The 14668-nt window shown below is 65.3% G+C and carries 14 protein-coding genes; 10 read left to right on the plus strand and 4 right to left on the minus strand.

From position 1 onward, the window contains the following. Positions 1 to 30: 30 nt before the first annotated feature. The 4 genes from ACP7C5_RS06310 to ACP7C5_RS06325 form a co-directional block, all read right to left on the minus strand. Positions 31 to 303 (minus strand): hypothetical protein, encoded by a 273-nt coding sequence (locus ACP7C5_RS06310; RefSeq protein ID WP_426263577.1) that lies wholly within the window; start codon positions 301 to 303, stop codon positions 31 to 33. Between the two features lie 40 nt (positions 304 to 343). Continuing rightward, on the minus strand, positions 344 to 1375 hold the full coding sequence (locus tag ACP7C5_RS06315) for a M4 family metallopeptidase (protein ID WP_426263578.1): 1032 nt from the start codon (positions 1373 to 1375) through the stop codon (positions 344 to 346). A gap of 373 nt (positions 1376 to 1748) precedes the next feature. After that, a complete protein-coding gene (locus ACP7C5_RS06320) occupies positions 1749 to 3539 on the minus strand; it encodes a cation:proton antiporter (RefSeq protein ID WP_426263579.1) in 1791 nt (596 codons plus the stop codon). 270 nt (positions 3540 to 3809) lie between these two features. Beyond that, positions 3810 to 5033, minus strand: coding sequence for an NADP-dependent isocitrate dehydrogenase (locus ACP7C5_RS06325; RefSeq protein WP_426263580.1), 1224 nt, complete (start codon positions 5031 to 5033; stop codon positions 3810 to 3812). 136 nt (positions 5034 to 5169) lie between these two features. Between ACP7C5_RS06325 and ACP7C5_RS06330 the strand changes: the two genes are divergently transcribed. The 10 genes from ACP7C5_RS06330 to ACP7C5_RS06375 all read left to right on the plus strand — a co-directional run bounded on the left by ACP7C5_RS06330 (position 5170) and on the right by ACP7C5_RS06375 (position 14610). Beyond that, the gene (locus ACP7C5_RS06330) at positions 5170 to 5898 is read left to right on the plus strand and encodes a phosphatidylserine decarboxylase (RefSeq protein WP_426263581.1); all 729 of its coding nucleotides are present in this window, start codon (positions 5170 to 5172) and stop codon (positions 5896 to 5898) included. Between the two features lie 160 nt (positions 5899 to 6058). Continuing rightward, the gene (locus ACP7C5_RS06335; protein ID WP_189674834.1) at positions 6059 to 6874 is read left to right on the plus strand and encodes a CDP-alcohol phosphatidyltransferase family protein; all 816 of its coding nucleotides are present in this window, start codon (positions 6059 to 6061) and stop codon (positions 6872 to 6874) included. 420 nt (positions 6875 to 7294) lie between these two features. Then, complete coding sequence (rpsB, locus tag ACP7C5_RS06340; RefSeq protein ID WP_189674833.1) at positions 7295 to 8140, plus strand: 30S ribosomal protein S2; 846 nt, start codon at positions 7295 to 7297, stop codon at positions 8138 to 8140. Between the two features lie 85 nt (positions 8141 to 8225). Beyond that, complete coding sequence (tsf, locus tag ACP7C5_RS06345; protein WP_426263582.1) at positions 8226 to 9164, plus strand: translation elongation factor Ts; 939 nt, start codon at positions 8226 to 8228, stop codon at positions 9162 to 9164. A gap of 353 nt (positions 9165 to 9517) precedes the next feature. After that, the gene (gene pyrH, locus ACP7C5_RS06350; RefSeq protein ID WP_229839259.1) at positions 9518 to 10192 is read left to right on the plus strand and encodes a UMP kinase; all 675 of its coding nucleotides are present in this window, start codon (positions 9518 to 9520) and stop codon (positions 10190 to 10192) included. 3 nt (positions 10193 to 10195) lie between these two features. Further along, positions 10196 to 10753: a ribosome recycling factor gene (gene frr / locus ACP7C5_RS06355; protein WP_426263583.1), complete on the plus strand. Its 558-nt coding sequence runs from the start codon at positions 10196 to 10198 to the stop codon at positions 10751 to 10753. Continuing rightward, a complete protein-coding gene (locus tag ACP7C5_RS06360) occupies positions 10750 to 11493 on the plus strand; it encodes an isoprenyl transferase (protein WP_189674831.1) in 744 nt (247 codons plus the stop codon). Before frr ends, ACP7C5_RS06360 begins: the two co-directional genes overlap by 4 nt. Continuing rightward, on the plus strand, positions 11490 to 12290 hold the full coding sequence (locus ACP7C5_RS06365) for a phosphatidate cytidylyltransferase (RefSeq protein WP_426263584.1): 801 nt from the start codon (positions 11490 to 11492) through the stop codon (positions 12288 to 12290). The genes ACP7C5_RS06360 and ACP7C5_RS06365 overlap by 4 nt, the downstream gene beginning before the upstream one ends. Then, positions 12287 to 13480, plus strand: coding sequence for a 1-deoxy-D-xylulose-5-phosphate reductoisomerase (locus ACP7C5_RS06370; RefSeq protein ID WP_426263585.1), 1194 nt, complete (start codon positions 12287 to 12289; stop codon positions 13478 to 13480). Before ACP7C5_RS06365 ends, ACP7C5_RS06370 begins: the two co-directional genes overlap by 4 nt. Beyond that, a complete protein-coding gene (locus ACP7C5_RS06375) occupies positions 13477 to 14610 on the plus strand; it encodes a M50 family metallopeptidase (protein WP_426263586.1) in 1134 nt (377 codons plus the stop codon). The genes ACP7C5_RS06370 and ACP7C5_RS06375 overlap by 4 nt, the downstream gene beginning before the upstream one ends. Positions 14611 to 14668 lie beyond the last annotated feature (58 nt).

The following is a 14668-nucleotide window of genomic DNA, read 5'->3' on the forward strand; positions in this document are numbered from 1 at the left end:
TCCCGCCCCACCTCCAGCGTCGTCGCGCCCTCAGTCGAGCGTCGTCTGCACGCTCGCCAAGAGCGCGGGCGGGATCTGGTCGGGCAGGGCATCGACCGTCTCGGTCCCGCCTGCGCCAACCCGCGTCAGACGATAGAACAGGTTGGCGTCGACCCGCGCCTGCTTGGCAAAGAGCCGGTTGAGCGCCGCCTGATCGGCCGCCGACAAAGCCGACCAGTCGAGCCGCCCGCGCTGATGGACGTGGCTCGCCGGCCCTCCCGCACCAACGAATCCGCCAAAGCCTTCGATCGAAATCTCACGCATCGCGATTGCCTTGGTTGGGAGGGCCGCGGGCCGACCGGGATTACAAGCCGACAGCAGTCCAAGCAGCGTCGACAGCGTTATGGACCGTAGGATCATTGGGGAACAGGCTCGTCGAGAGTTTACGGGTGCGGGCGGCGAATTTGGACATCGTCATATTGGGCATCGGCGGCGCGGTGGTCAGTGCCGTGTACCAGACCTTGCCGGCTTTTTCCCACGAATGCCCGCCAATCGCCTGGGCCGCCTTGTAGAAGGCGAGATTGGGCGGGCCGCTCGAATAATGCGGATCGAGGTTGCCGATGCCGGGATAATAATGGTCGGGCTGCGGCGCCATCGCGTGCGGGCTCTTGGGGGCCGCCGTAAAGCCCTTTTGCTTGGAGAGCGGCCCCATGATGTCGGCGCCGATCAGCCAGTCGGCCTTGGTGACGACCTGCTTCTTCTCCCATTGGCGGAACATCGATCCGAAGACGTCGGACATGCTTTCGTTAAGCCCGCCCGCCTCGCCCGAATAGGCAAGGCCGAGGCTGTGCTGGGTCACGCCATGCGTCAGTTCGTGCGCGATCACGTCGTCACCCAGCGTGAAATCGAGGAAGATCTGCCCGTCGCCATCGCCGTACGTCATCTGCGCGCCGTTCCAGAAGGCGTTGTTGTATTTCACCCCGTAATGGACCGACGAGACGAGCGTCATGTGATTGCCGTCGATCGAATCGCGCTTGAAATTGTCCCAATAGAATTTCGCGACATTCTCCGATTCGACATAGGCGCGCTTGATCGGACCGTCGGGCGACGACCCCGGATTGGCGACCTGCACCCCGGGCAGCGCCGTCGTGTGGTGACAATCGAAGACGTGCGCGTCGGGAAGCACGTGCGGCAGCGGAAACGGGATCGGCGTGCGCGGCAGGGGCAGCCGGAGCGCGGTCAGCGTCAGCGCGGCGTTCTGCTGGCGCAACGCGCGGATCTGGCCGCTGATCTCGGCGGTGTGATGCAGCGCCTGGCGCGCCGCGTCGGACAGTTCGGGATCGGATGCGAAGCGGAGCAGGATGTCTTCTGGAATGATGCAGCAACCACACGTCATGATGTCCCCCTGGGCTATGATGATGCGACGACGCGATCACAGGCGCAGGACGGCGGGCTGGCGATTCTCTCCCGACGCGGGTGTCCGGTGCCGGCAGCGGAGGCTGTCGGATCGAGTCGATCGGGGAGAGGTTCGGCAGCGCGAGCGTTGGCGCTGCTCCTGGTCGCATCATGCGGCGGGCCGCGTCAAAGCCGGTTGCATCGGTTTCGGATGCGCTCGCGCGCGTGTTCAGCGCGCTTGCCGTGGATCGAGCCGGCGGGATGTGGTCCCAAACCGCTGCAATTGCCTTCAAACGATGGCGGTCCGCCCTCAGTCGATCGCGGCGCGATTAGCGGCGTTTCGGATCAACGCGCGGCGGGGCCGCACGTGGGCGTCAGGCCGGGCTACCCTCGGTACGGATGATGCCGCGCACCCGCTTGAGCCGCGGCAGGACTTCCATCTCGGCCGCCGCCTTGATCTCCTGGCGCAGTTCGTCGCGCTTTTCGTGGATCGAGGCGATCACGGGCCCGACCGCGACGCCGAGGTCGGTGAGCACAGCCTCGGCCAGTTGCAGCGAGCTTTCGAGCGTTTCGGGCACGGCATCGCTCGCCCCGGCCTTGTAGAGTTGCGCGGCATGCGCGGTATCGCGTGCGCGCACGATGATCGGCAGATCGGGCACCCAGCCGCGCACTCGCCGCGTCATCGACACACTCAGCACCGGGTCGTTCATCGTCAGGATCAGCGCCTTGGCGCGCCCCAGATTGAGTCGGTCGACGAGCTCGGGACGGACCACGTCGCCGAAAATCACCGGATATCCCTCGGCGCGCGCTGCGGTCACTGCGTCGATGTCCGCCTCGACCGCGACATAGGGCTGGCCGTGCACCGCGAGCATATCGCACACCATCCGACCGACGCGACCAAAGCCGATTACGACCGTGCCCGGCCCCTCGGGCGAAATCTCCGCCTCAGGCAAGGTGTCGCCGCGGAGCTCGATCCGCTTCGCCGCGCGCTTGCCGAGCATCGCCAGCAGCGGCGTGATGGTGAGGCCGATCGCGGTCACCGTCTGCCAGAAGCTGGTAAGTCCAGGCGCCAGCAATTGCGCCTGTCCCGCTGCGCCGAGCACGATCAGCGTGGTCTCGGACGGGCTGCCCATCAGCACGCCGGTTTCCGCGGCAACCCCGCCACCCAGACCCGAAAGCCGCAGCAGCGCGAAGGTCACCACCGCCTTGATCGCCACGACCGCGGCGATGCCGAGCAGATAGCTGCTCCAATCCGCGAGGATCGCGCCGATATCGACGCTCATCCCGACGGTGATGAGGAACACACCGAGCGCGAGCCCCTTGAACGGCGCGGTCATCACCTCGACTTCACTGTGATAGTCGGTCTCGGCGATCAGCAGTCCAGCGAGCAGCGCGCCGACGATCGGCGAAAGACCCGCGGCGGTGGTCGCCAAGCTCGCGGCGATCACGACGAGCAGCGAGGCGGCGAGGAACAGTTCGGGGCTCTTGGTGCGCGCGGCTTGCGCGAACAGCCGCGGCAGCAGCACGCGCCCGCCCACGAACAGGATCGCGACCGTCAGCACCGCGAGGCCGCCGACCTTGACGAATCCGGCCCAGCCCGCCGCCGCCGCCATCGGCCCGAGCGCACCGAGCACGAAGATGATCGGGACCAGCGCGAGATCCTCGAACAGCAGCATCGCGAATGCGGTGCGCCCGACCGGGCTCGCGGTCCCCGCGATCGGCAACACCAGCGCAGTTGACGATAGGGCAAGCGCGATCCCGAGTGCCATCGACCCAGTCCAGGCCAGCCCCATCAGCAGGTGCAGGCCGGTTCCGAGGATAATGCCCGACGCGATCAGCTGCGCGGCGCCCGTGCCGAAGACCAATTGGCGCATCGACCACAAGCGCTTGAACGACAGCTCGAGCCCGATCGAGAACAGCAGCAACACGATGCCGAACTCGGCGAACGGTTCGATCGCGTGCGGGTCGGAGATCGTGATGTGGTACAACCAGGGGTAGCTCTTGACGAGCGCACCGAGCCCGAATGGCCCGACGAGCAGGCCGACGAGGATGAAGCCGATGACCGGACTGATCTTCGCGCGGGCAAATGCCGGAATGACCAACCCCGCGGCGCCGAGGATAACGAGCGCGTCGCTGAAGCCGGAAGAGAGAAGGGGAGATGCCATGCAGCCGTTAGACCAGCTTGCGGCCGCTTTGTCAGCTTATGCCTGACACAGATGTGCTGATTGTCGGCGCTGAACCGGCCGGTATCATCATCCGGTTGTTGGTTGCGGGCCGCTCAGGTCGGCCGATTGTGCTCCGAAGGCAGCGCGATTAACTGCGCGATCGTCGTCGTCGCGCCGCCCGATACCTGACGACCGTTCGGAGCAAGGAGCCCGGGGGGGCAAGCAGGACGCTCGCAACCCCGGGGCTCCTCATCTCCCGGAACGCCGGTATCAGCCGGTGATTTCGCCCATCTTGGCTTCGAGGTTAACGCGGACCTGCTCGAAGAACTGCTCGGTCGTCATCCACGGCTGCTCCGGGCCGATCAGCAGCGCGAGATCCTTGGTCATGTGACCGTCCTCGACCGTCTGGATGCAGACCTTCTCGAGCGTCTCGGCGAACTTGGTCACTTCGGGCGTACCATCGAACTTGCCGCGATACTTGAGGCCGCCGGTCCAGGCGAAGATCGACGCGATCGGATTCGTCGAGGTCGCCTTGCCCTGCTCGTGCTGGCGGAAGTGGCGCGTGACGGTGCCGTGTGCGGCTTCCGCCTCGACCGTCTTGCCGTCGGGCGTGAGCAGCACCGAGGTCATCAGGCCGAGCGAGCCGAACCCTTGAGCGACCTGGTCCGACTGGACGTCGCCGTCATAGTTCTTGCACGCCCAGACGAACTCGCCGTGCCACTTGAGGGCGGATGCAACCATGTCGTCGATCAGGCGATGCTCGTAGGAGATGCCCGCTTCCTTGAATTTGTCCTTGAACTCGGTCTCGAAGACCTCGGCGAACAGGTCCTTGAAGCGGCCGTCGTAATATTTGAGGATCGTGTTCTTGGTCGACAGGTAGACCGGCCACTTCAGGTTGAGGCCGTAATGCATCGAGGCGCGTGCGAAATCGCGGATCGAGTCGTCGAGGTTGTACATCGCCTGCGCCACGCCCGACGACGGGAACTGGAACACTTCGCGGTCGATGACCTTGCCATCGTCGCCTTCGAACACGAGCCGCAGCTTGCCGGGGCCGGGGACGAGGAAATCGGTCGCGCGATACTGATCGCCGAATGCGTGACGACCGACGACGATCGGGTGCGTCCAGCCCGGGATCAGGCGGGGAACGTTCTTGATCACGATCGGTTCGCGGAAGATCGTGCCGCCGAGGATGTTGCGGATCGTGCCGTTGGGCGACTTCCACATCTTCTTGAGGCCGAATTCTTCGACGCGCTGCTCGTCGGGGGTGATCGTCGCGCACTTAACGCCGACGCCGTACTTCTGGATCGCCTTGGCGCTGTCGACGGTGATCTTGTCGTCGGTGTTGTCGCGGCTCATCATGCCGAGGTCGTAATATTCGAGATCGATGTCGAGATAGGGGAGGATCAGGCGCTCGCGGATCCACTGCCAGATGATCCGCGTCATCTCGTCGCCATCGATTTCCACGACGGGCGTCTTTACCTTGATCTTCGCCATTTCCGCTCTTTCCTGAAGGGAGGTTTGGGGAGCGTCTAGGAGCATGGCGCGCGGTGATCAACCCGCACCCGGTCCAGGGCGGAGCGCTTTGGGTTCGCGATTGTCGCAGCGAGGGGGGTGAGCTACAGTTTCCGGCATGATACCATCCGACAAGCTGACCCCGTCCGCCGAAGCCGTGAAATGGCGCGTTCCCGATCTGCACCCCGAGGGGCGTAAATATGTCGCGATCGCGCTGCTGATCGCCTTCCTCGCGTGGGTGTTCGTACCCATCCTGACGTGGCCCCTGCTCGGGCTCGCATTGTGGGTCGCCTTGTTCTTCCGTGATCCGGTTCGCGTCACGCCGTCGGGCGACGGTCTGATCATTTCGCCTGCCGACGGCTTGGTCTCGATGATCGAACGCGTGGCCGTTCCGCGCGAGCTCGCCGGGCCGAATGGCCTCGGCGACGCGCCGCTGATCCGCGTTTCGGTATTCATGTCGGTGTTCGACGTGCACATCAATCGCACCCCGATCGCCGGCACGGTCAAGCAGGTGGTCTATATCTCGGGCAAGTTCGTCAACGCCGAGCTCGATAAGGCGAGCGAGGACAATGAGCGACAGCATATCGTCGTCGAGGGTCGCGACGGCCGGCGCATCGGCTTCACCCAGATCGCCGGGCTGCTCGCGCGGCGGATCGTTCCGTTCGTCAAGCCAGGCGACATGATCGCGGCGGGGCAGCGGATCGGTCTCATTCGCTTCGGCAGCCGGCTCGATGTGTTCCTGCCCGATGATTGTGCGTGCCAGGTCGTCCTCGGCCAGCGCAGCGTGGCTGGCGAGACGATTCTCGGGCGCATCGGCGGCGCGGTCGCAAGCGGGATTGCGCAGTGATCGAGCGTGTTTCAGCGTCACCTGTGCGGTGGTCTTCGCCTGCCATTCGCGTCGAGCTTGTCGAAGCGTTGTCCGCTACATGGCCGACCGTGCGTTCGTGCGCGGCTGAAAGCGTCATCATTTCGCGGATAATGTCCGCCGGCCTGCCGGGCATCGCCGCATGACCACGCCCCTGCGCCGCACCGCTGCGCGCGGCCTGCCATTGCGGGCCGTCGCGCCCAACGCGGTCACCGCCTTGGCCTTGTGTTCCGGGCTTACCGGGATTCGCTTCGCAATCGCCGAGCAGTGGGAAACCGCGGTGCTGATGGTGATGATCGCCAGTGTGCTCGACGGGATCGACGGCCGAATCGCACGGATGGTCCGCGGCGAGAGCCGGTTCGGCGCTGAACTCGATTCGCTGTCCGACGCGATTTCATTCGGCGTCTCGCCCGCGCTGATTCTCTATTTATGGTCGCTCAAGGAAGTGCCGCGCTTCGGGTGGCTCGTCGCGTTGGTGTTCGCGGTGTTTTGTGCCCTGCGGTTGGCACGCTTCAACGCTGGGATCGATGTCGCCGAACAGCCGCACAAATCGGCTGGTTTCCTCACCGGTTCACCGGCGCCGGTCGGCGCAGGGCTCGCGATGTTGCCACTCTATCTGTGGTTTTGGACCGGCCTCGATCTGTGGCGCTCGCCGTTCATCGTGGGGCCGTGGGTCGCGTTGATGGCGATCCTGATGGTGTCGAGCGTCGCGACCTTCAGCTGGTCGTCGCTCAAACTGCGCACCAATATCCGCTTCGAGGCGATCGCAGTCGTCGTGTTGCTCGGCGCGGCGCTGATTTCCGCGCCATGGCACACGCTCACGTTCTTGTGTGCCGCCTATCTGGCGACGGTGCCGTTCAGCATCGCCGCCTATGCAAAGGTCAAGCGGCAGCGCGCAGCTTCGGCCGGGCTACCGCCGACACCGTCCGCATCCGCGCCCGAAGCCGAGGTTCGCTGACGATCCAAACTGGAGGTCGCGTCGCCATCGGATCTACACCGTCGCGGAGCAACGCAACGATCCGCGGCAAGGCCGGCACAAGCGTCAACCAGAACACCGCAACGCTCGCTGCCAGCGCGCTTGCAAAAACCAGGAAACCGATAACAGCCATCGTTTATCTCCGTCTATCACGGTGAAGCGTCATAAAGTCGCAACATCCTTAAGGCGTTCGGGTTCCCCGTTCCGCTCTCGAACATGGTATGTTCCGTTTCCGTTCTGCGTGTCAAGTCGTGTTCCGGGTTGATTGTTGGGGCAAGCTCGGCTAACGGGACCTCCTTCACACCGCATGGGAAGCACATATTGCCGGTGTCCGTCCGGGGTTTCACCCTGGATCCACGGATGACTCGCTTCCCAGAGGCACAACCGGAAAGGAACTATCTTATGGCGGCACCAGTCGTCTCCATGCAGCAATTGCTCGAAACGGGCGCACACTTCGGCCACCAGACGCATCGCTGGAACCCGAAGATGAAGCCTTACATCTTTGGCGACCGCAACGGCGTCCACATCCTCGATCTCTCGCAGACCGTTCCGCTCTTCGCGCGCGCGCTCGAGTTCGTCTCGGCGTCGACCGCCGCTGGCGGCAAGGTCCTGTTCGTCGGCACCAAGCGCCAGGCGCAGGAGCCCGTCGCTGACGCCGCTCGCCGTTCGGGCCAGCATTTCGTCAACCATCGCTGGCTGGGCGGCATGCTCACCAACTGGAAGACCATCTCGGGTTCGATCAAGCGCCTCAAGACGCTCGAAGAGCAGCTCTCGGGCGACACGCACGGCCTGACCAAGAAGGAAGTCCTCCAGCTGACGCGCGAGCGCGACAAGCTCGAGCTCAGCCTCGGCGGCATCCGCGACATGGGCGGCATTCCCGACGTGATGTTCGTGATCGACGCGAACAAGGAAGAGCTGGCGATCAAGGAAGCCAACACGCTCGGCATCCCCGTCGTTGCGATCCTCGATTCGAACGTTTCGCCCGACGGCATCGCGTTCCCGGTTCCGGCGAACGACGACGCCAGCCGTGCGATCCGCCTGTATTGCGAAGCGATCGCGATCGCCGCGACGCGCGGTGGCAACGAGCAGATGTCGCGCCGTCAGGACATCGGTTCGATGGAAGCGCCACCCGCCGAGGAAGCGCTGACCGTGGCACCGGAGGCTCCTGCCGCCGAAATCACGCCGGCATCGGACGCAGCTCTGCAGGCCGAAATGGTCGCCGAGGCCGAGCGCCAGATCGACGCGTAAGCGTCACCGAACTGACCTATGGGCGGGGTAGGGCTTTTCGCCCCGCTCCGCCTATATTCGTATCTACAGACAAGAGGATTTTCACATGGCCGAGATCACTGCAGCAGCGGTTAAGGACCTGCGCGAAAAGAGCGGCGCGGGCATGATGGACTGCAAGAAGGCGCTGACCGAAGCGGCTGGCGACATGACGGCGGCGATGGATTGGCTGCGCGCCAAGGGCCTCGCTGCCGCTGCCAAGAAGTCGAGCCGCACCGCGGCCGAGGGCCTGATCGGCGTTGAAGTCAACGGCACCAAGGGTGCGGCGGTCGAAGTCAATTCGGAGACCGATTTCGTCGCGAAGAACGACCAGTTCCAGACCTTCGTGCGTGACGTTACCGCAGTCGCGCTCGCGCTCGGCGACGATATCGAAATGATCAAGCAGGCCTCGATCGGCGAGAAGACCGTCGAAGAGACGCTGACCAGCAACATCGCGACGATCGGCGAGAACCAGAACCTGCGTCGCGCCAAGCGCCTCGAAGTGACCTCGGGCGCGATCGTGCCGTACATCCACAACGCAGCAGCGCCTGGCCTCGGCAAGATCGGCGTGCTCGTCGCGCTCGAGAGCGAAGCTGGCGAGGACGTGCTCCTCCCGCTCGGCAAGCAGATCGCGATGCACATCGCGGCGGCCTTCCCGCTCGCGCTCAACGAGGACGGCCTCGACCCCGAGATCGTCGCGCGCGAGCGTGCGATCGCGACCGAGAAGGCATCGGAGAGCGGCAAGCCTGCCGACATCGTCGCCAAGATGGTCGACGGTGCGATCGCCAAGTACTGCAAGGAAAACGCGCTCGTCAGCCAGCTGCTGGTGATGGACGGCAAGACCAAGATCTCGGACGTCGTCGCCAACGCTGCCAAGGCCGCCGGCAAGTCGATCGAGCTCAAGGACTATGTCCGCTTCCAGCTCGGCGAAGGCATCGAGAAGGAATCGAGCGACTTCGCAGCCGAAGTCGCTGCCGCTTCGGGCGTTCCGCAGCAGCCGGCCGCGTAAGCGGTTCGGTTTCGCCTTCGGGCAGGACGACAAAGGGCAGGGGCCGCGCCGGATGGTGCGGCCCTTATTACGTCGGGAACCCGTCATCCCCGCGAAAGCGGGGATCCCGCTGCCTGGCCCGGGCCGAGAAGAAGAAGCGGGACGCTCGCTTTCGCGAGGGTGACGGAAGCGGGGGCACGCCCACATCCGCGCCGACCCGTTCACTCCGCACGGTTTCCGCGCTTCCAATCATCCGGCGTCGCCGATAAGGTCCGCGCCGCACCGCCCGCTGGCGGACCAAGCCCATTGCAGTCTGGATTCTCGTGACAATCGCCCACAAACGCATCTTGTTGAAATTATCGGGCGAAGTCTTGATGGGCTCGGGCGGCCTGTCGATCGATCCCGACGTCATCGCACGCGTCGCGGCAGAAATCGCCGACGTGAAGCACCAGGGCTACGAACTCTGCGTCGTCGTCGGCGGTGGCAACATCTTCCGCGGCATCTCGGGCGCGGCACGCGGCATGGACCGCGCGACCGGCGACTACATGGGCATGCTTGCGACCGTGATGAACGCGCTCGCCGTCCAGAATGCGCTCGAGCAGATCGGCGTCGAGACGCGCGTCCAGTCCGCCATCCCGATGGCCTCGGTGTGCGAGCCGTTCATCCGCCGCCGCGCCGAGCGTCACCTCGAAAAGGGGCGCATCGTGATCTTCGCGGCCGGCGTCGGCAGCCCGTTCTTCACAACCGATAGCGGCGCAGCGCTGCGTGCAGCGGAAATGAAGTGCGACGCGCTCTTCAAGGGCACTTCGGTCGACGGCGTCTATGATGCCGACCCGAAGCTCGTGCCGACCGCAAAGCGCTACGACACCGTCAGCTACGGCACCGTGCTCGCGCAGGACCTCAAGGTGATGGACGCCAGCGCGATCGCCTTGTGCCGTGACAACAATATTCCGATCGTCGTCTTCAATATCCGTCAGTCGGGCAACCTTGCCGCGGTACTGCGCGGCGAAGGCGTCTCGACGACCGTTCAGCATATCAAGGGAGACTGATCCATGGCCGCGTATGACAAGGCTGATCTCGAACGCCGCATGGCCGGCAGCGTCGAATCGCTCAAGGGCGATCTCAGCGGGCTCCGCACCGGTCGCGCCTCCACCTCGTTGCTCGATCCGGTGACGGTCGAAGTGTATGGCGCGCAAATGCCGCTCAACCAGGTCGCGACCGTCTCGGTGCCCGAGCCGCGGATGATCTCGGTCCAGGTGTGGGACAAGATGAACGTCGGCCCGTGCGACAAGGCGATCCGTTCGGCCGGGCTCGGCCTCAACCCGATCGTCGATGGCACCACGCTGCGTCTGCCGATCCCCGATCTGACCGAGGAGCGCCGCAAGGAACTCGCCAAGCTCGCCGGCAAATATGCCGAGGATGCCCGCATCGCTGCGCGCAACGTGCGCCGTGACGGGATGGATTCGCTCAAGGTCGACGAGAAGAAGGGTGTGTTCGGCGAGGACGATCGCAAGAAGCTCGAGACCGAGGTCCAGAAGCTGACCGACAAGACGATTGCCGACATCGATGCCGCGGCATCGGCCAAGGAAAAGGAAATCCTGGGCAAGTGAGGCCGTTCGCCGCCCGGGCTGCCGATCCTGCGACCGTGGCCGGGGTGCTCCCGCGCCACGTCGCGATCATCATGGACGGCAATGGTCGCTGGGCCAAGAAGCGGCATCTGCCGCGGATCGCCGGGCACCGCCAGGGTGTCGAGGCAGTCCGCCGAGTCGCGCGCGCGGCGCGTGCGATGGGGATCGAGGCGCTGACGCTCTACGCCTTCTCGAGCGAGAATTGGCGGCGGCCGGAAGAGGAAGTCAGCGACCTGATGGGTCTGCTGCGCGTCTTCATCCGCAGCGATCTCGACGAGATGGTGCGCGACAATGTGCGGCTTCGCATCATCGGCGACTATCGCCGCTTCACGCCCGACCTCGTCGAGCTGATCGACACCGCGATCGCGCGCACGTCAGTCAATACCGGGCCGATCCTCGTGATGGCGCTCAATTACGGCGCGCAGGCCGAGATCGTCGAAGTCGCCCGGCGCATGGCAGAACGCGCTCAGGCCGGTACGCTCGACCCCGCGACGATCGACGCTGCGATGTTCGAGGATGAACTCGACACGCGCGACTTGCCGCCGCTCGATCTGTTGATCCGTACGTCGGGCGAAGTCCGGCTGTCGAATTTCCTGCTGTGGCAGGCGGCCTATGCCGAATTGCTGTTCGTCGACACGCTCTGGCCCGAATTCGATGCCGAGACGCTGGCTGGCGCGATCGCGACCTTCGGACAGCGGCAACGGCGGTTCGGCGGCCTGTGACCGCCGTCCCCAAGGCGGCCGGCCCGTCGAATCTTACACTCCGGATCGTTGTCGGATTGGCGCTGATTGCGGTTGCGCTCGGCGCGATCGTGTTCGGCAGCATCGCGTTCTGGCTGCTGTGCGTCGTGCTCGGCTTGTTCATGATGGCCGAGTGGTCCGATCTGCAACATGCGCCGCCGCACACCAAGCGGCTCGCGCAATATGCGCTGTCGGTGCCGCTGGCGATCATGATGCCGGTGGTCGGGGCAGGGGCGGGGTTCCTGTCGCTTGGCTTGTTGATCGGCGCGGCGTTCTTCGTCGTGATCGTGACGCGGCTCCCCGGCCTCGCGCGTGGCGTGCTGTATGTCGGGCTGCCGATCATGGCGCTGCTGCTGATCCGGCATCAGCGCGAGGGCGTGGTGCTCACGCTGTGGGCGCTGGCGCTGGTCTGGGCGTGCGACATCGGCGCCTATGCTGCGGGACGCGCGATCGGCGGGCCCAAGCTCGCCCCGGCGATCAGCCCCAACAAGACCTGGGCCGGCCTTGCCGGCGGCGTTGCTGCGGCGAGCCTGTTCGCCGCGGCGATGCATCTGCACTATGGCCTGCCGCTTCGCCTGACGCTGGCGACGCCCTTGCTCGCCGTGCTTGCACAGGCGGGCGATCTTTATGAAAGCTGGCTCAAGCGCCAGGCGGGCGTCAAGGATAGCGGCACGCTGCTGCCCGGCCATGGCGGCGTGCTCGATCGCCTCGACGGGCTGGTGCCCGTCGCCCCCGTCGCGGCGCTGCTGATCCTGTTACCGAAAGTCTATTGGTGGTGAAGACGATTACAATTCTCGGCGCGACCGGTTCGATCGGTACGTCGACGCTCGATCTGATCGAGCGCGAGCCCGACCGGTTCGCGGTGCTCGCGCTGACCGCCAATTGCGACGTCGCGCGGCTCGCCGCGGCGGCGATCCGCACAAACGCGAAGCTCGCCGTTGTCGCGGATGAGAGCTGCCTGCCCGAACTGCGCGCGGCGCTCGCCGGGACCAATATCGGCTGCGCAGGCGGGCGTGCCGCGATCATCGAGGCGGCGGCGATGGGCGCCGACATCACGATGGGCGCGATCGTCGGCTGTACTGGGCTCGAGCCGGTGATGGCGGCGATCGCCGGCGGCAAGACGGTGATCCTCGCCAACAAGGAGCCGCTAGTGTCGGCAGGCGAGGTCGTGCTCGCCGCCGCAGCCAAATCGGGCGCGACGCTGTTACCTGCAGATTCCGAGCACAATGCGATCTTCCAATGCTTCGACGCAGCGCGCCCGGAGCGCGTCCGGCGGATCATCCTGACGTGCAGCGGTGGACCGTTTCGCGAATGGTCGACCGAGCAGATGCGCAGCGTCACGCCCGAACAGGCGGTCGCGCATCCGAACTGGTCGATGGGCGCGAAGATCTCGGTCGATTCGGCCACCTTGTTCAACAAGGGGCTCGAGCTGATCGAGGCGGCGCGGCTGTTCCCGGTGCCGAACGACGCGATCGAGATCGTGATCCATCCGCAATCGGTGATCCATTCGCTGGTCGATTATGTCGACGGCTCGGTGCTGGCGCAGATGGGCCCGCCCGACATGCGCGTGCCGATCGCCTCGTGCCTCGCCTGGCCCGACCGGATGGCCACGCCGATGGCACCGCTCGATCTCGTCGCGATCGGCCGGCTCGATTTCACTGCGCCAGATCCGGTGCGCTTCCCGGCGTTGCAGCTGACGCGCGATGCGCTCAACGCGGGCGGCGCGCGCCCGGCGATCCTCAATGCGGCCAACGAGATCGCGGTCGCGGCTTTTCTCGCCCGCGAGATCGGCTTCCTCGAAATTGCCGCAATCGTCGCCGATACGCTCGAGGGCTATGATCCGGCCGCACCGGCGACGTTGGAAGACGTGCTCGTGGTCGATGCCGAAGCGCGCAGGATGGCGCGCCGGCATGTCGGGTCGCGCAGCGGGGCGGCGAGAGGGGCGAACGTGAAGGATATCTCGGTTTGAGCCAATCCCCAGGCCTGTTGCTTACCGTCCTCGCTTTTGCGCTCGTCATCGGGCCGCTCGTTTTTCTGCACGAACTTGGACACTATCTCGCCGGGCGGCTGTTCGGCGTGAAGATCGACGCATTTTCGATCGGCTTTGGCCACGAGCTGTTCGGCTGGACCGACCGCCGCAAGACGCGCTGGAAGTTCAGCGCGCTGCCGCTTGGTGGCTATGTGAAGTTCGCGGGCGATCTCAACGCTGCGAGCACTCCCGATCCGGCATGGCTCGAACTGCCATCCGAAGAGCGCGCGCGGACTTTGCAGGCGCGTCCGGTGTGGCAGCGCGCGATCGTCGTCGCGGCGGGGCCGATCACCAATTTCATCGTCGCGATCATCATCCTTTCGGGATTTGCCATGACCTTCGGGGTCGACCGGACGCCGTCCGTTGTCGGTCTGGTCAGCCCCGGCAGCGCCGCGTCGACGATCGGCATGCAGCCGGGTGATCGCATCACCGCGCTTGGCGGACGCCCGATCGCGACCTTCAACGATGTCGCGCAATTCGCCATGCTACGCCCCGGCGAGCGTGTGATGGTCAGTTACGTCCGCGGCGGAGCAACCGTCGAGCGCGAAGCCGTGCTCGGAACCGCGACCGAGCGCGATCGTTTCGGCAACGAATTCAAGAAGGGCTTGCTCGGGATCGGCCCGACCGCACCCGTCGCGCGCCCCGTCAGCTTGCTCGAGGCGCCCGCGTTCGGCGTCGCAATGACGGGCAAGATCCTGCGGACAACGCTCGACGGCCTGGGCCAGATCATCACCGGGCGGCGCTCGGTCGACGAACTTGGCGGGCCGCTGCGCATTGCCAAAGTGTCGGGCGAACAGCTCGCGCTCGGCTGGCCCGACCTGATCTTCCTGATCGCCGGGGTTTCCATTAATCTCGGATTCATCAATTTATTGCCAGTCCCTCTGCTCGATGGCGGGCACCTGTTCTTTTACGCGATCGAGGCGATCCGGCGCAGGCCCGTGACGCCGGCAATCCAGGAATGGGCGTTTCGCGGCGGGCTGGCGGCGATTCTCGCGCTGATGATCATGGTAACGATCAACGATCTCGGCGCATTTGGCCTCTGGAAGTCGCTGACCGGCTTGATCGGTTGACGCTTGTAAGGCAGGGCGGGCCGACGATTTATCGGCCACGCGGAATTTTCTCCGATTT

Origin of the sequence: Sphingomonas sp. PWP1-2 (assembly GCF_049898305.1) — a bacterium.
GTDB lineage: Bacteria > Pseudomonadota > Alphaproteobacteria > Sphingomonadales > Sphingomonadaceae > Sphingomonas > Sphingomonas glacialis.